A 15,284-nucleotide genomic window follows, 5' to 3' on the forward strand; every position below is an offset into this window, starting at 1 on the left:
ATGATCAGGAGTCACACCATGACCATTACGTCTCTGGATGGCTATCGCTGGCTGAAGAACGATATTATTCGCGGTAATTTTCAACCGGATGAAAAATTACGGATGAGTTTACTGACATCGCGTTATGCACTTGGCGTTGGGCCGTTGCAGGAAGCACTTTCTCAACTGGTGGCGGAACGGCTGGTCACGGTGGTGAATCAAAAAGGGTATCGGGTGGCGTCTATGTCAGAGCAGGAGCTGCTCGATATTTTCGACGCCCGCGCCAATATGGAAGCGATGCTGGTCAGTCTGGCGATTGCCCGCGGTGGCGATGAATGGGAGGCAGACGTTCTCGCAAAAGCGCATCTGCTCAGTAAGCTGGAAGCCTGTGACGCCAGCGAGAAAATGCTTGATGAGTGGGATCTGCGTCATCAGGCGTTTCATACAGCAATTGTGGCGGGCTGTGGTTCTCACTATTTGCTGCAAATGCGTGAACGGTTGTTTGATCTGGCGGCGCGTTATCGATTTATCTGGCTGCGGCGAACGGTGCTTTCGGTGGAAATGCTGGAGGATAAACACGATCAGCACCAGACCCTGACTGCGGCGGTACTGCCGCGAGATACAGCGCGCGCCAGTGAGTTAATGCGCCAGCATTTACTGACGCCAATTCCCATTATCCAGCAGGCGATGGCTGGCAATTAACTACTCTTCCGGAATACGCAACACTTGCCCCGGATAAATTTTATCCGGGCTTTTTAGCATCGGTTTATTCGCTTCGAAGATTTTATTGTACAGATTAGCGTTACCGTAGACCTGTTTGGAAATGGCACTCAGAGTGTCGCCAGACTTAACGGTATAAAACTGGCTGGCAGTGGCTGGTGTCGCCGTTTTCACCTGATCATCAACACTGGCAATACCGGAAATATTCCCCACCGCAACAAGGATTTTCTCCTTCGCCTCCTGACTCAGGCCGTCACCAGTGACCGTCGCTTTGCCGTCGGCAATTTGAATGTTCACTTTATCGGCATCAGGTATACCGGTTTTGCTCAGATGCTCCTGCACCTTCTTCGCCTGATCGTCTTTATCGTGCTGACCTGTAACCGCATCCCAGAGTTTTTCTCCGGCATCTTTAACAAAATTGAACAGACCCATAGCTACCTCATTCGTTAACGGAAACACTCAGAAAGTGTAGCAGAGGAACGCGGCGCGTTAACGCCGCGGGGGTGAGCACAGGTTTAATCGCGGGTTTGCACCCAGAACGCGTGAATCAAACCGGGGATATACCCAAGCAGTGTCAGCAGAATATTAATAATGAACGCCCAACCGAACCCTTTACCGAGCAGCACGCCGATCGGCGGCAGAATGATGGTGATGACGATTCTCCAGAAACCCATATGTACTCCCTATAAGAAAATTACTCATTGTTTAAAAAGAGATTTTATCTCTTAAGCGTAGTAATTTTAGCGGAGCCTACCAGTTTCAGTGGATTTGCCCCTATATTTCCAGACATCTGTTATCACTTAACCCATTACAAGCCCGCTGCCGCAGATATTCCCGTGGCGAGCGATAACCCAGCGCACTATGCGGATGCCATTCGTTATAATGCTCGAACGCCTCTGCAAGGTTCTTTGCTGCCGTTAACCCGTCTGGTTTGGGCATGATACTGATGTAGTCACGCTTTATCGTTTTCACGAAGCTCTCTGCTATTCCGTTACTCTCCGGACTCCGCACCGCCGTGTTCTTCGGTTCAAGTCCCAACATCCGGGCGAACTGGCGTGTTTCATTAGCCCGGTAGCATGAACCATTATCCGTCAGCCACTCCACTGGAGACGACGGAAGATCGTTGCCGAAGCGGCGTTCCACCGCTCCCAGCATGACATCCTGTACTGTTTCACTGTTGAAGCCGCCGGTAGTCACCGCCCAGTGCAGTGCCTCACGATCACAGCAGTCCAGCGCGAACGTGACACGCAGTCTCTCTCCGTTATCACAGCAGAACTCGAACCCGTCAGAGCACCATCGCTGATTGCTTTCTTTCACGGCCACTCTGCCTGTATGTGCCCGTTTCGATGGCGGTACAGCAGGTTTTCGCTCAAGCAACAGCGCATTCTGGCGCATGAGCCGGTAAACACGTTTGGCATTGATCGCAGGCATACCATCAAGTTCTGCCTGTCTGCGAAGCAGCGCCCATACCCGACGATAACCATACGTGGGCAGCTCTCCGATAACATGGTGTATACGGAGAAGCACATCCGTATCATCAGTGTGACGACTGCGGCGGCCATCCATCCAGTCATCGGTTCGTCTGAGAATGACGTGCAACTGCGCACGCGACACCCGGAGACAACGGCTGACTAAGCTTACTCCCCATCCCCGGGCAATAAGGGCGCGTGCGCTATCCACTTTTTTGCCCGTCCATATTCAACGGCTTCTTTGAGGAGTTCATTTTCCATCGTTTTCTTGCCGAGCAGGCGCTGGAGTTCTTTAATCTGCTTCATGGCGGCAGCAAGTTCAGAGGCAGGAACAACCTGTTCTCCGGCGGCCACAGCAGTAAGACTTCCTTCCTGGTATTGCTTACGCCAGAGAAATAGCTGGCTGGCTGCCACACCGTGTTGCCGGGCAACGAGGGAGACCGTCATCCCCGGTTCAAAGCTCTGCTGAACAATTGCGATCTTTTCCTGTGTGGTACGCCGTCTGCGTTTCTCCGGCCCTAAGACATCAATCATCTGTTCTCCAATGACTAGTCTAAAAACTAGTATTAAGACTATCACTTAAATAAGTGATACTGGTTGTCTGGAGATTCAGGGGGCCAGTCTATTCAGCTTACGCTTTTACTCTCATTTACGCTGCTGAGGCTGGTATATGTTGCATTTTTAGTTTAGAGTTTACTTAATTTAGAAAATACTTAAATAAATATGACTGAACTCGCGCAATTACAGGCCAGTACCGAACAGGCAGCGGCCTTATTGAAAGCAATGAGCCACCCTAAACGGTTGCTGATTCTGTGCATGCTTAGCGGTTCCCCCGGCACCAGCGCGGGAGAGCTGACGCGCATTACCGGACTGAGCGCCTCTGCGACATCACAGCATCTCGCTCGTATGCGGGACGAAGGGCTTATCAACAGCCAACGGGATGCCCAACGCATTCTATATTCCATTAAAAATGAGGCGGTAAATGCCATTATCGCCACCCTGAAAAATGTCTATTGTCCGTAAGGAGTCACTATGGCTTTGACAACCATTTCGCCGCATGATGCACAAGAATTAATCGCACGCGGCGCAAAGTTAATCGATATTCGTGACGCTGATGAATATCTTCGTGAACATATTCCTGAAGCAGATCTGGCTCCATTATCCGTGCTGGAACAGTCAGGTCTTCCACCTAAATTACGTCGCGAGCAAATTATATTCCACTGCCAGGCAGGTAAACGCACCAGTAATAACGCCGATAAATTAGCAGCGATTGCCGCCCCCGCAGAAATATTTTTACTCGAAGATGGGATTGATGGCTGGAAAAGAGCTGGATTGCCAGTAGCGGTAAATAAATCTCAACCCTTGCCGTTAATGCGCCAGGTGCAGATCGCTGCGGGTGGTTTAATATTAAACGGCGTTGTACTGGGTTATACCGTAAATAGCGGTTTCTTCTTATTAAGTGGCTTTGTTGGTGCCGGGTTACTGTTTGCAGGAATCAGCGGTTTTTGTGGAATGGCAAGGTTGTTAGATAAGATGCCGTGGAACCAACGAGCTTGAGAAGCGACGCCGGACGCGCCCTAGCAGCGACATCCGGCCTCAGTAATTAGATCAGGAAATCGTCGAGAGATTTACCTTCTGCCAGCGCCTGAGCAATTGGCTTCGGTGTACGGCCCTGACCGGTCCAGGTTTTAGTTTCACCGTTAACATCAGTGAATTTATATTTCGCCGGACGCGGCTGGCGTTTTTTACCAGCACGTGGTGCAGCAGCAGAGCTATTACCCAATAACTCTTCCGGGTTAATTCCGTCAGCTTTCATCAGCTCCAGCCAGGTGCTAATTTTTTCCTGACGCTCAGCCAGTTCACGCTGCTGCTGTTCTTCTTCTTCACGTCTTTCTTTAGTGACAACCCTGAATTTTTCGAGCATTTCTTCAAGAACGTCAATGGAGAATTCGCGAGCCATCGCACGGAGGGTGCGAATGTTATTTAAACTTTGTAACATTACGGACATAATAAAGAAAACCTTTTAACGCCAAAACAAAAAAGTATTTCGTCGCGTAGTGTAAGCGATCACTTATTATATTTCCACAAAATTTAATCTATTTACAGTCCTGCGCGAGATTATTTCAGCTGTTATTTTCTGAAACTCTCAGAATAATTTCAAGATTATATATTAGCCATTTTGATGAGTAATTTAGGTTATTGGTGAACAGAGTGGCGCTCTCTGCTCGCTAACTCCGCAAGCCTGACAAAACCGAAGTGAATAAAAATGCAATATAACAGAATAAAAGAAAACACCCCTCACTGGTGCTTTCTGCTGTTAATGTACATTTTCTGGCATCAAAAATGCTGTAAATGACCCGGTCATGACAAACACCGAATTCTCTACGCTTATAGCGTTACCTCCCCCCCAAACTTTCATTAGTGAAATTAAAGGCAAGATCATATCTAATTGATTTAATTGAAAATAAATCATATTGGCATGTAAAAATCCACAATGTACAAAAAACGAGCCGTTACGGAATATTTTATCTACAAAAACTAACTAAATAAAAATTTTTCACTAATTGATTAGTCATAGACAGCGATATACGCTATGCAAAAATGCAGATGGCAATGAGATCCACTGCTTTCATCTCCATTAACATCCCATTACGCTTTTATTAAGGAGCATTAGCATGTTCTCACCGCAGTCACGCTTGCGTCATGCAGTTGCAGATACGTTCGCGATGGTTGTTTACTGTTCTGTCGTGAACATGTGTATTGAAGTTTTCCTCTCCGGAATGAGCTTCGAACAGTCTTTTTATTCCAGATTGGTAGCGATTCCGGTGAACATCTTAATTGCATGGCCATACGGTATGTACCGCGATCTGTTTATGCGCGCGGCACGCAAAGTTAGCCCGTCGGGCTGGATAAAAAATCTGGCTGATATCCTGGCTTATGTGACGTTCCAGTCACCGGTGTATGTGGCGATCTTGTTAGTGGTGGGCGCAGACTGGCATCAGATTATGGCGGCGGTCAGTTCAAACATCGTTGTTTCGATGTTGATGGGGGCGGTTTATGGCTACTTCCTCGATTATTGCCGCCGACTGTTTAAAGTCAGCCGTTACCAGCAGGTAAAAGCCTGACTCTTCTTTTCGCGACTGGCATCGCCAGTCGCGTCTTTAACTGGCTTCGCCAAATAAACCATTCAAATAACGTTCAAGCGCAACACGCGAACTAAAGCCATGCGGGATACCGTAATGCTCGTGTCGCTCGCCTGCTAAATAGAGCGGAAATTGCTGGTAATGATCGCAAGTTTTAATATCGGAAGCGGGTTCAGCCAGTGTTGAACTGCGTTCTTTTAATGTTGGATGAATTACCAGAGCGGTACGTCCCATTCGCGCTTCGCGATTAACATAGACATAATTTTCCCCACGGCGGTAACCATACGCTTTCTGGGTTACCACATCGACAGTAAAACCGACTTTTTCAAGTACGCGCGCCACCTCGTCTGGTCGTAAATACATATTTGATCCTCGTTATTTTCAACCGCGGGCCTACCTTACCTGATTGCGCATTCACAACGCTTTCAGAAAAGTCCATAAAGCCGCGATGAACCTCAGTTAAGAAAATTATGGTCTACACTGAAAATTACATCGAATTCTAATGGGGGATCATATGTTTAACCGACCGAACCGCAACGACGTTGATGATGGCGTGCAGGATATCCAGAATGATGTCAATCAATTAGCTGACAGCCTCGAATCTGTATTGAAGTCCTGGGGCAGCGACGCCAAAGGGGAAGCTGAAGCCGCACGCAGTAAAGCTCAGGCGTTGCTGAAAGAAACCAGGGCGCGAATGCATGGTCGTACTCGCGTCCAGCAAGCCGCGCGCGATGCCGTTGGCTGAGCGGATTCTTTTTTTCGTGAAAGACCCTGGTGTAGCGTGGGTACAGCAGCTGCGGTAGGTATTTTTATCGGCGCACTGTTAAGCATGCGCAAATCGTAGTGCAAAAATGATAATAAATACGCGTCTTTGACCCCGAAGCCTGTCTTCGGGGTTTCTTTTTGCCTGGTGAATCACAAAAATCCCCCTCCCCCGTCACGCTCATATCCAGGGTAATTTCGATCACTATTTGCTATATATTGTGTGGTTGAATCTTTTTTCAACTACATCTAGTATCTCTGTATCAACAGAGAGACAACCCGACGCGTATCATCGCGCCGTATCTTCATTTTAAACGGAAATACGAATCATGCGCATAACTATTTATACTCGTAACGATTGCGTTCAGTGCCACGCCACCAAACGGGCGATGGAAAACCGGGGCTTTGATTTTGAAATGATTAATGTCGATCGCGTTCCTGAAGCAGCGGAAGCGTTGCGTGCTCAGGGCTTTCGTCAGTTGCCGGTAGTGATTGCTGGCGATCTTAGCTGGTCTGGTTTCCGTCCGGACATGATTAACCGTCTGCATCCAGCGCCACACGCGGCCAGTGCATGAGCCAGCTCGTCTACTTCTCCAGCAGCTCCGAAAACACGCAGCGTTTTATCGAACGTTTAGGTCTGCCCGCGGTGCGCATCCCGCTCAATGAGCGGGAACGGATTCAGGTAGACGAGCCTTACATCCTGATCGTGCCCTCTTACGGCGGCGGCGGTACGGCTGGCGCGGTGCCACGACAGGTAATTCGCTTTTTAAACGACGAGCACAACCGGGCGTTGCTTCGCGGCGTTATTGCTTCTGGTAATCGCAACTTTGGTGAGGCGTATGGCCGCGCCGGAGATGTGATTGCCCGGAAATGCGGCGTGCCGTGGCTGTACCGTTTTGAACTCATGGGTACGCAAAGCGATATCGAAAACGTTCGTAAAGGAGTAACCGAATTTTGGCAACGACAACCGCAGAATGCCTGACGCAGGAAACGATGGATTACCACGCGCTGAATGCGATGCTTAATCTTTACGATAGCGCAGGTCGCATTCAGTTCGATAAAGACCGCCAGGCCGTTGACGCCTTTATTGCGACGCATGTGCGTCCGAACAGTGTGACCTTCAGTAGCCAGCAGCAGCGCCTGAACTGGCTGGTCAACGAAGGTTACTATGATGAAAGCGTTCTTAATCGCTACTCTCGCGACTTTGTCATTACGCTGTTTGCCCACGCACACACCAGCGGTTTTCGTTTCCAGACATTCCTCGGGGCATGGAAGTTTTACACCAGCTATACGTTGAAGACATTCGACGGTAAACGTTATCTGGAAGATTTTGCCGATCGAGTCACGATGGTGGCGCTGACGCTGGCACAAGGCGATGAGACGCTGGCGTTGCAACTGACCGATGAAATGCTGTCAGGACGCTTTCAGCCAGCCACGCCAACATTCCTCAACTGCGGTAAGCAGCAGCGCGGCGAACTGGTTTCCTGTTTTTTGCTGCGTATTGAAGACAATATGGAGTCGATTGGTCGGGCGGTAAATTCCGCACTGCAGCTGTCGAAACGCGGCGGCGGCGTAGCATTTTTGCTGTCGAATCTGCGGGAAGCGGGCGCGCCAATTAAACGTATTGAAAATCAATCTTCTGGCGTAATTCCGGTGATGAAAATGTTGGAAGACGCATTTTCCTATGCCAACCAACTCGGCGCGCGTCAGGGGGCAGGTGCAGTCTATTTACATGCTCATCATCCCGATATTCTGCGTTTTCTCGACACGAAACGGGAAAATGCCGACGAAAAAATCCGCATTAAAACACTGTCGCTGGGCGTGGTGATCCCGGATATCACTTTCCATCTGGCAAAAGAGAATGCGCAGATGGCGCTGTTTTCGCCCTATGACGTTGAGCGAGTTTATGGCAAGCCGTTTGCCGATATCGCCATTAGCGAACACTATGACGAACTGGTTGCCGATGAACGCATCCGCAAAAAATACCTCAACGCCCGTGATTTCTTCCAGCGACTGGCAGAAATCCAGTTTGAGTCCGGCTATCCCTACATCATGTATGAAGACACAGTAAACCGTGCTAACCCTATCGCCGGGCGCATAAATATGAGTAATCTCTGCTCAGAAATTTTGCAGGTTAACAGCGCCTCAGAGTATGACGAGAATCTCGACTATGCCCGCACAGGCCATGATATTTCCTGCAATTTAGGTTCGTTGAATATTGCGCACACCATGGATTCCCCCGATTTTTCCCGCACGGTAGAGACTGCCGTGCGCGGTTTAACGGCGGTGTCAGATATGAGTCATATCCGCAGCGTGCCGTCCATCGAAGCCGGAAATGCCGCCTCGCACGCCATCGGACTGGGGCAGATGAATTTACATGGTTATCTGGCGAGGGAAGGCATCGCTTATGGTTCGCCGGAAGCCCTGGATTTCACCAATCTCTATTTCTATACCATCACCTGGCACGCACTGCGTACCTCGATGTTGCTGGCGCGCGAACGCGGTGAAACCTTCGCCGGGTTCAAACAGTCACGCTATGCCAGTGGTGAATATTTCAGCCAATATCTGCAAGGTAACTGGCAGCCGAAAACGGCGAAAGTTGGCGAACTGTTTGCCCGCAGCTGTATTACGTTACCTACCCGTGAGATGTGGGCGCAACTGCGCGACGACGTGATGCGCTACGGCATATACAACCAGAATCTCCAGGCGGTGCCGCCAACCGGGTCTATCTCTTATATCAACCATGCTACGTCGAGTATTCATCCGATTGTGGCGAAAGTAGAGATACGCAAAGAGGGCAAAACAGGACGCGTTTACTACCCTGCCCCGTTTATGACTAACGAAAATCTGGCGCTGTATCAGGACGCTTACGAAATTGGCGCAGAAAAGATCATCGACACCTACGCGGAAGCGACTCGCCATGTCGATCAGGGGCTGTCGCTGACGCTGTTTTTCCCCGATACCGCCACCACTCGCGATATCAACAAAGCGCAGATTTACGCCTGGCGCAAAGGTATCAAAACGCTCTATTACATCCGCCTGCGTCAGATGGCGCTGGAAGGCACTGAAATTGAAGGCTGCGTCTCCTGTGCACTTTAAGGAATATCTATGAAACTCTCACGTATCAGCGCCATCAACTGGAACAAGATATCTGACGATAAAGATCTGGAGGTGTGGAATCGCCTGACCAGCAATTTCTGGCTACCAGAAAAGGTGCCGCTGTCGAACGATATTCCCGCCTGGCAGACATTAACTGTCGTAGAACAACAACTGACGATGCGCGTTTTTACTGGCCTGACGCTGCTCGACACGCTGCAAAATGTTATCGGCGCGCCTTCGCTGATGCCCGATGCGCTCACGCCTCATGAAGAGGCGGTATTATCGAATATCAGCTTTATGGAAGCGGTTCATGCCCGCTCTTACAGTTCGATTTTCTCGACGCTGTGCCAGACCAAAGATGTCGATGCCGCCTACGCCTGGAGTGAAGAAAACGCACCGTTGCAGCGAAAAGCTCAGATTATTCAGCAACATTATCGCGGTGATGATCCGCTGAAAAAGAAAATCGCCAGTGTGTTTCTTGAATCTTTTTTGTTCTATTCCGGTTTCTGGCTGCCGATGTATTTTTCCAGCCGCGGAAAGCTGACCAATACCGCGGACCTGATCCGTCTGATTATCCGCGATGAAGCAGTCCACGGTTACTACATAGGCTATAAATATCAGAAAAACATGGAAAAGATATCTCTGGGACAACGTGAAGAGTTGAAGAGTTTCGCCTTCGATTTGTTGCTGGAACTCTACGACAACGAGTTGCAATACACCGATGAGCTGTACGCCGAAACCCCGTGGGCTGACGATGTGAAAGCGTTTCTCTGTTACAACACCAATAAGGCTTTGATGAATCTGGGCTACGAACCGTTATTTCCCGCAGAAATGGCGGAAGTGAATCCGGCAATCCTCGCCGCGCTTTCGCCGAATGCCGATGAAAATCACGATTTCTTTTCCGGTTCAGGCTCCTCTTATGTGATGGGGAAAGCGGTTGAAACAGAAGATGAAGACTGGAATTTCTGAGGGTGTTATTTTCAAAAATATCACTACCCGCAGCAGGGAAATAATTCCCGCCAAATAGCTTTTTATCACGCAAATATTCTGTAGTGATCTACACTGATACTCTGTTGCATTATTCGCCTGAAACTACAATATTCAGGCGTTTTTTCGCTATCTATGACAAAAAATATCAACTTTTCTCGATTTGCTCTCAGCCCTTATATCACGGAAAATTCCGGCGATTTGCTCGCATCAATATTCATGCCACATTTGCCCTCAGGGGTTGCCTCAGATTCTCAGTATGTTAGGGTAGAAAAAAGTGACTATTCCCATTGGGTAATATATCGACATAAACAAATAAAGAAATCATTCTATTGCATGGCCATTAAATTAAAAATTAAAAATCTTTATAAAATATTTGGTGAGCATCCACAGCGAGCGTTCAAATATATCGAACAAGGACTTTCAAAAGAACAAATTCTGGAAAAAACTGGGCTATCGCTTGGCGTAAAAGACGCCAGTCTGGCCATTGAAGAAGGCGAGATATTTGTCATCATGGGATTATCCGGCTCGGGTAAATCCACAATGGTACGCCTTCTCAATCGCCTGATTGAACCCACCCGCGGGCAAGTGCTGATTGATGGTGTGGATATTGCCAAAATATCCGACGCCGAACTCCGTGAGGTGCGCAGAAAAAAGATTGCGATGGTCTTCCAGTCCTTTGCCTTAATGCCGCATATGACCGTGCTGGACAATACTGCGTTCGGTATGGAATTGGCCGGAATTAATGCCGAAGAACGCCGGGAAAAAGCCCTTGATGCACTGCGTCAGGTCGGGCTGGAAAATTATGCCCACAGCTACCCGGATGAACTCTCTGGCGGGATGCGTCAACGTGTGGGATTAGCCCGCGCGTTAGCGATTAATCCGGATATATTATTAATGGACGAAGCCTTCTCGGCGCTCGATCCATTAATTCGCACCGAGATGCAGGATGAGCTGGTAAAATTACAGGCGAAACATCAGCGCACCATTGTCTTTATTTCCCACGATCTTGATGAAGCCATGCGTATTGGCGACCGAATTGCCATTATGCAAAATGGTGAAGTGGTACAGGTCGGCACACCGGATGAAATTCTCAATAATCCGGCGAATGATTATGTCCGTACCTTCTTCCGTGGCGTTGATATTAGTCAGGTGTTCAGTGCGAAAGATATTGCCCGCCGGACACCGAATGGCTTAATTCGTAAAACTCCTGGCTTCGGCCCACGTTCGGCACTGAAATTATTGCAGGATGAAGATCGCGAATATGGCTACGTTATCGAACGCGGTAATAAGTTTGTCGGCGCAGTCTCCATCGATTCGCTTAAAACCGCGTTAACGCAGCAGCAAGGTCTTGATGCGGCGCTGATTGATGCGCCGTTAGCAGTCGATGCACAAACGCCTCTTAGCGAGTTGCTCTCTCATGTCGGACAGGCACCCTGTGCGGTGCCCGTGGTCGACGAGGACCAACAGTATGTCGGCATCATTTCGAAAGGAATGCTGCTGCGCGCTTTAGATCGTGAGGGGGTAAATAATGGCTGATCAAAATAATCCGTGGGATACCACGCCAGCGGCGGACAGTGCCGCGCAATCCGCAGACGCCTGGGGTACACCGACGACTGCACCGGCTGACGGCGGTGGTGCTGACTGGCTGACCAGTACGCCTGCGCCAAACGTCGAGCATTTTAATATTCTCGATCCGTTCCATAAAACGCTGATCCCGCTCGACAGTTGGGTCACTGAAGGGATCGACTGGGTTGTTACCCATTTCCGTCCCGTCTTCCAGGGCGTGCGCGTTCCGGTTGATTATATCCTCAACGGTTTCCAGCAATTGCTGCTGGGTATGCCAGCGCCAGTGGCGATTATCGTTTTCGCTCTCATCACCTGGCAGATTTCCGGGGTCGGAATGGGCGTGGCGACGCTGGTCTCGCTGATTGCCATCGGCGCAATCGGTGCCTGGTCGCAGGCAATGGTGACTCTGGCGCTGGTGTTAACTGCCCTGCTGTTCTGTATCGTCATCGGTTTGCCGTTGGGGATATGGCTGGCGAGAAGTCCGCGAGCGGCGAAAATTATTCGTCCACTGCTTGATGCCATGCAGACCACGCCAGCGTTTGTTTATCTGGTGCCAATCGTCATGCTATTTGGTATCGGTAACGTGCCGGGCGTGGTGGTGACGATCATCTTTGCGCTGCCGCCGATTATCCGTCTGACCATTCTGGGGATTAACCAGGTTCCGGCGGATCTGATTGAAGCCTCGCGCTCATTCGGTGCCAGCCCGCGCCAGATGCTGTTCAAAGTTCAGTTACCGCTGGCGATGCCGACCATTATGGCGGGCGTTAACCAGACGCTGATGCTGGCCCTTTCTATGGTGGTCATTGCCTCGATGATTGCCGTCGGCGGGCTGGGTCAGATGGTACTTCGCGGTATCGGTCGTCTGGATATGGGGCTTGCCACCGTTGGCGGCGTCGGGATTGTGATCCTCGCCATTATCCTCGATCGCCTGACGCAGGCCGTTGGGCGCGACTCACGCAGTCGCGGCAACCGTCGCTGGTACACCACTGGCCCTGTTGGTCTGCTGACCCGCCCATTCATTAAGTAACTCTGCACTTGCCCGGTGACGCCGGGCATTATCACCCTGCCAAAAAAAGGAATAACAATGCGACATAGCGTACTTTTTGCGACAGCGTTTGCCACGCTTATCTCTACACAAACTTTTGCTGCCGATCTGCCGGGCAAAGGCATTACTGTTAATCCAGTTCAGAGCACCATCACTGAAGAAACCTTCCAGACGCTGCTGGTCAGTCGTGCGCTGGAGAAATTAGGTTATACCGTCAACAAACCCAGCGAAGTGGATTACAACGTTGGCTACACCTCGCTTGCTTCCGGCGATGCAACCTTCACCGCCGTGAACTGGACGCCACTCCATGACAACATGTACGAAGCTGCCGGTGGCGATAAGAAATTTTATCGTGAAGGGGTATTTGTTAACGGCGCAGCACAGGGTTACCTGATCGATAAGAAAACCGCCGACCAATACAAAATCACCAACATCGCACAACTGAAAGATCCGAAGATCGCCAAACTGTTCGATACCAACGGCGACGGTAAAGCGGATTTAACCGGTTGTAACCCTGGCTGGGGCTGCGAAGGTGCGATCAACCACCAGCTTGCCGCGTATGAACTGACCAACACCGTGACGCATAATCAGGGGAACTACGCAGCGATGATGGCCGACACCATCAGTCGCTACAAAGAGGGCAAACCGGTGTTTTATTACACCTGGACGCCGTACTGGGTGAGTAATGAGCTGAAGCCAGGGAAAGATGTGGTCTGGTTGCAGGTGCCGTTCTCCGCACTGCCGGGCGATAAAAATGCCGATACCAAACTGCCGAATGGCGCGAATTACGGCTTCCCGGTCAGCACCATGCATATCGTTGCCAACAAAGCCTGGACCGAGAAAAATCCGGCGGCAGCCAAACTGTTTGCCATTATGCAGTTGCCAGTGGCCGATATTAACGCCCAGAACGCCATTATGCATGACGGCAAAGCCTCAGAAGGCGATATTCAGGGCCACGTTGATGGCTGGATCAAAGCCCACCAGCAGCAGTTCGATGGCTGGGTGAATGAGGCGCTGGCAGCGCAGAAGTAATTTTTATTCGGGCGGATAAGGCGTTTTCGCCTCATCCGCCGCTCTGTACACAATGCCTGATGCGACGCTGACGCGTCCTATCATGCCTACAAACCACATCGCACATTTCAACAAGCTATCTTTCATCCCATATTCATCAACATCCGCTATTATTGATTTCCAGCTTAATCATCACCTGATGAACAAAAATAATGACTAAACCTAATCATGAGCTTAGCCCGGCGCTGATCGTGCTGATGTCTATCGCCACCGGTCTGGCGGTAGCCAGTAACTATTACGCCCAGCCATTGCTCGACACCATCGCGCGTAACTTTTCCCTTTCCGCCAGTTCGGCAGGCTTTATTGTTACCGCCGCGCAGTTGGGCTATGCCGCAGGTCTACTGTTTCTTGTTCCCCTCGGTGATATGTTTGAACGCCGCCGCCTGATTGTCTCGATGACCTTACTGGCAGCGGGCGGTATGTTAATCACTGCCAGCAGTCAGTCACTGGCGATGATGATCCTCGGTACGGCATTAACCGGTTTATTCTCAGTCGTGGCACAAATTCTGGTTCCGCTGGCAGCGACGCTGGCTTCACCGGATAAACGCGGCAAAGTGGTTGGCACCATTATGAGCGGTCTGCTGTTGGGGATATTGCTGGCACGAACCGTTGCCGGGTTACTGGCAAACCTCGGCGGCTGGCGCACCGTCTTTTGGGTTGCTTCGGTGTTAATGGCACTGATGGCGCTGGCATTATGGCGTGGTCTGCCACAAATGAAATCAGAAACCCACCTCAACTACCCACAGTTGTTGGGTTCCGTTTTCAGCATGTTCATCAGCGATAAGATCCTGCGCACCCGCGCGTTGCTGGGCTGCATGACCTTTGCCAACTTCAGCATTCTCTGGACCTCAATGGCCTTTTTGCTTGCCGCTCCACCTTTTAACTACAGCGATGGTGACATTGGTCTGTTTGGGCTTGCGGGAGCTGCCGGAGCGTTGGGCGCTCGTCCGGCGGGCGGTTTTGCCGACAAGGGCAAATCGCACCACAACTTTCGGTCTGCTTCTGCTGTTACTTTCATGGCTGGCAATCTGGTTTGGTCACACTTCCGTACTGGCGTTGATTATCGGCATTCTGGTGCTGGACCTCACCGTACAGGGCGTGCATATCACTAACCAGACGGTAATTTATCGAATACATCCTGATGCGCGTAATCGCCTGACCGCAGGTTACATGACCAGCTACTTTATTGGCGGTGCCGCCGGTTCGCTAATTTCAGCCTCAGCCTGGCAACATGGCGGTTGGGCTGGCGTTTGTCTGGCTGGCGCGACGATTGCCCTGGTTAACTTACTGGTCTGGTGGCGAGGTTTTCATCGTCAGGAAGCCGCAAATTAAGCAATCAGCAACCGTTTTCGTGGCTTTACACTTATAAGGGTGTTAAGAAGCCCATCAGTCTGATAAGGTTAAGATATTCATTCAGTCTATTTATAATATTAACAATCG

At 50.2% G+C, this 15,284-nt stretch carries 17 protein-coding genes, 2 pseudogenes and 1 other annotated feature; of the genes and pseudogenes, 13 read left to right on the plus strand and 6 right to left on the minus strand.

Annotated features, from left to right (window positions below):
- The first annotated feature begins 18 nt into the window (after window positions 1–18).
- Window positions 19–681, plus strand: a complete 663-nt coding sequence (gene ygaE / locus SF2691) for a DNA-binding transcriptional regulator CsiR (RefSeq protein ID NP_708477.2) — start codon at window positions 19–21, stop codon at window positions 679–681.
- Here ygaE and ygaU read toward each other — a convergent pair whose 3' ends face one another.
- From ygaU to SF2694, 4 genes are all read right to left on the minus strand, one after another.
- Window positions 682–1,131: a LysM domain/BON superfamily protein gene (gene ygaU / locus SF2692; protein NP_708478.2), complete on the minus strand. Its 450-nt coding sequence runs from the start codon at window positions 1,129–1,131 to the stop codon at window positions 682–684. It abuts the gene before it with no gap.
- Between the two features lie 83 nt (window positions 1,132–1,214).
- A complete protein-coding gene (locus tag SF2693a) occupies window positions 1,215–1,373 on the minus strand; it encodes a hypothetical protein (protein YP_008439273.1) in 159 nt (52 codons plus the stop codon).
- An 89-nt stretch (window positions 1,374–1,462) separates the two neighbouring features.
- Window positions 1,463–2,793: a mobile genetic element, on the minus strand.
- Window positions 1,474–2,379 carry an IS2 transposase TnpB gene (locus SF2693; protein ID NP_708479.1) on the minus strand — a complete coding sequence of 302 codons (906 nt, stop codon included), beginning with the start codon at window positions 2,377–2,379 and terminating at the stop codon, window positions 1,474–1,476. It overlaps the preceding feature by 906 nt.
- The gene (locus tag SF2694) at window positions 2,337–2,747 is read right to left on the minus strand and encodes an IS2 repressor TnpA (protein ID NP_708480.3); all 411 of its coding nucleotides are present in this window, start codon (window positions 2,745–2,747) and stop codon (window positions 2,337–2,339) included. (Lies within the feature at window positions 1,463–2,793.) Before SF2694 ends, SF2693 begins: the two co-directional genes overlap by 43 nt.
- 98 nt (window positions 2,794–2,891) lie before the next feature.
- Here SF2694 and SF2695 point away from each other — a divergent pair.
- Complete coding sequence (locus tag SF2695; protein ID NP_708481.1) at window positions 2,892–3,191, plus strand: hypothetical protein; 300 nt, start codon at window positions 2,892–2,894, stop codon at window positions 3,189–3,191.
- A gap of 9 nt (window positions 3,192–3,200) precedes the next feature.
- A complete protein-coding gene (gene ygaP, locus SF2696) occupies window positions 3,201–3,725 on the plus strand; it encodes a hypothetical protein (protein ID NP_708482.1) in 525 nt (174 codons plus the stop codon).
- 46 nt (window positions 3,726–3,771) lie between these two features.
- Here the strand turns inward: ygaP and stpA are convergent, their stop codons facing one another.
- On the minus strand, window positions 3,772–4,176 hold the full coding sequence (gene stpA, locus SF2697) for a DNA binding protein, nucleoid-associated (RefSeq protein NP_708483.1): 405 nt from the start codon (window positions 4,174–4,176) through the stop codon (window positions 3,772–3,774).
- A gap of 667 nt (window positions 4,177–4,843) precedes the next feature.
- Here stpA and SF2698 point away from each other — a divergent pair.
- Window positions 4,844–5,293: a hypothetical protein gene (locus SF2698; protein NP_708484.1), complete on the plus strand. Its 450-nt coding sequence runs from the start codon at window positions 4,844–4,846 to the stop codon at window positions 5,291–5,293.
- 36 nt (window positions 5,294–5,329) lie between these two features.
- Here SF2698 and ygaC read toward each other — a convergent pair whose 3' ends face one another.
- Window positions 5,330–5,674, minus strand: coding sequence for a hypothetical protein (gene ygaC, locus SF2699; RefSeq protein NP_708485.1), 345 nt, complete (start codon window positions 5,672–5,674; stop codon window positions 5,330–5,332).
- Window positions 5,675–5,825: 151 nt separating this feature from the next.
- On the opposite strand from ygaC, the pseudogene SF2700 reads away from it, so the two are divergent.
- The 9 genes and pseudogenes from SF2700 (at window position 5,826) to SF2708 (ending at window position 15,176) form a co-directional block, all read left to right on the plus strand.
- Window positions 5,826–6,155, plus strand: a pseudogene (locus tag SF2700).
- A 247-nt stretch (window positions 6,156–6,402) separates the two neighbouring features.
- Window positions 6,403–6,648, plus strand: coding sequence for a glutaredoxin-like protein (gene nrdH / locus SF2701; protein NP_708487.1), 246 nt, complete (start codon window positions 6,403–6,405; stop codon window positions 6,646–6,648).
- On the plus strand, window positions 6,645–7,055 hold the full coding sequence (nrdI, locus tag SF2702; RefSeq protein NP_708488.1) for a ribonucleotide reductase stimulatory protein: 411 nt from the start codon (window positions 6,645–6,647) through the stop codon (window positions 7,053–7,055). Before nrdH ends, nrdI begins: the two co-directional genes overlap by 4 nt.
- 11 nt (window positions 7,056–7,066) lie before the next feature.
- Complete coding sequence (gene nrdE, locus SF2703) at window positions 7,067–9,172, plus strand: ribonucleotide-diphosphate reductase subunit alpha (protein NP_708489.2); 2,106 nt, start codon at window positions 7,067–7,069, stop codon at window positions 9,170–9,172.
- A 9-nt stretch (window positions 9,173–9,181) separates the two neighbouring features.
- Window positions 9,182–10,141: a ribonucleotide-diphosphate reductase subunit beta gene (gene nrdF / locus SF2704; RefSeq protein ID NP_708490.1), complete on the plus strand. Its 960-nt coding sequence runs from the start codon at window positions 9,182–9,184 to the stop codon at window positions 10,139–10,141.
- A 354-nt stretch (window positions 10,142–10,495) separates the two neighbouring features.
- Window positions 10,496–11,698, plus strand: coding sequence for a glycine betaine transporter ATP-binding subunit (proV, locus tag SF2705; protein ID NP_708491.2), 1,203 nt, complete (start codon window positions 10,496–10,498; stop codon window positions 11,696–11,698).
- Window positions 11,691–12,755: a glycine betaine transporter membrane protein gene (proW, locus tag SF2706; RefSeq protein NP_708492.1), complete on the plus strand. Its 1,065-nt coding sequence runs from the start codon at window positions 11,691–11,693 to the stop codon at window positions 12,753–12,755. Before proV ends, proW begins: the two co-directional genes overlap by 8 nt.
- A gap of 57 nt (window positions 12,756–12,812) precedes the next feature.
- Complete coding sequence (gene proX, locus SF2707) at window positions 12,813–13,805, plus strand: glycine betaine transporter periplasmic subunit (RefSeq protein ID NP_708493.2); 993 nt, start codon at window positions 12,813–12,815, stop codon at window positions 13,803–13,805.
- 191 nt (window positions 13,806–13,996) lie between these two features.
- Window positions 13,997–15,176, plus strand: a pseudogene (locus SF2708).
- Window positions 15,177–15,284: the final 108 nt, after the last annotated feature.

This window comes from Shigella flexneri 2a str. 301 (genome assembly GCF_000006925.2).
Classification (GTDB): domain Bacteria; phylum Pseudomonadota; class Gammaproteobacteria; order Enterobacterales; family Enterobacteriaceae; genus ECMA0423.

Bases quoted from the DNA above. Each gene is read 5' to 3' on its own strand.
- ygaP (NP_708482.1), top strand. From the start codon at position 3,201: ATGGCTTTGACAACCATTTCGCCGCATGATGCACAAGAATTAATCGCA.
- proW (NP_708492.1), top strand. From the start codon at position 11,691: ATGGCTGATCAAAATAATCCGTGGGATACCACGCCAGCGGCGGACAGT.
- proX (NP_708493.2), top strand. From the start codon at position 12,813: ATGCGACATAGCGTACTTTTTGCGACAGCGTTTGCCACGCTTATCTCT.
- nrdF (NP_708490.1), top strand. From the start codon at position 9,182: ATGAAACTCTCACGTATCAGCGCCATCAACTGGAACAAGATATCTGAC.
- nrdE (NP_708489.2), top strand. From the start codon at position 7,067: ATGGATTACCACGCGCTGAATGCGATGCTTAATCTTTACGATAGCGCA.
- proV (NP_708491.2), top strand. From the start codon at position 10,496: ATGGCCATTAAATTAAAAATTAAAAATCTTTATAAAATATTTGGTGAG.
- ygaE (NP_708477.2), top strand. From the start codon at position 19: ATGACCATTACGTCTCTGGATGGCTATCGCTGGCTGAAGAACGATATT.
- ygaU (NP_708478.2), bottom strand. From the start codon at position 1,131: ATGGGTCTGTTCAATTTTGTTAAAGATGCCGGAGAAAAACTCTGGGAT.
- nrdI (NP_708488.1), top strand. From the start codon at position 6,645: ATGAGCCAGCTCGTCTACTTCTCCAGCAGCTCCGAAAACACGCAGCGT.
- ygaC (NP_708485.1), bottom strand. From the start codon at position 5,674: ATGTATTTACGACCAGACGAGGTGGCGCGCGTACTTGAAAAAGTCGGT.
- stpA (NP_708483.1), bottom strand. From the start codon at position 4,176: ATGTCCGTAATGTTACAAAGTTTAAATAACATTCGCACCCTCCGTGCG.
- SF2695 (NP_708481.1), top strand. From the start codon at position 2,892: ATGACTGAACTCGCGCAATTACAGGCCAGTACCGAACAGGCAGCGGCC.
- nrdH (NP_708487.1), top strand. From the start codon at position 6,403: ATGCGCATAACTATTTATACTCGTAACGATTGCGTTCAGTGCCACGCC.
- SF2698 (NP_708484.1), top strand. From the start codon at position 4,844: ATGTTCTCACCGCAGTCACGCTTGCGTCATGCAGTTGCAGATACGTTC.
- SF2693a (YP_008439273.1), bottom strand. From the start codon at position 1,373: ATGGGTTTCTGGAGAATCGTCATCACCATCATTCTGCCGCCGATCGGC.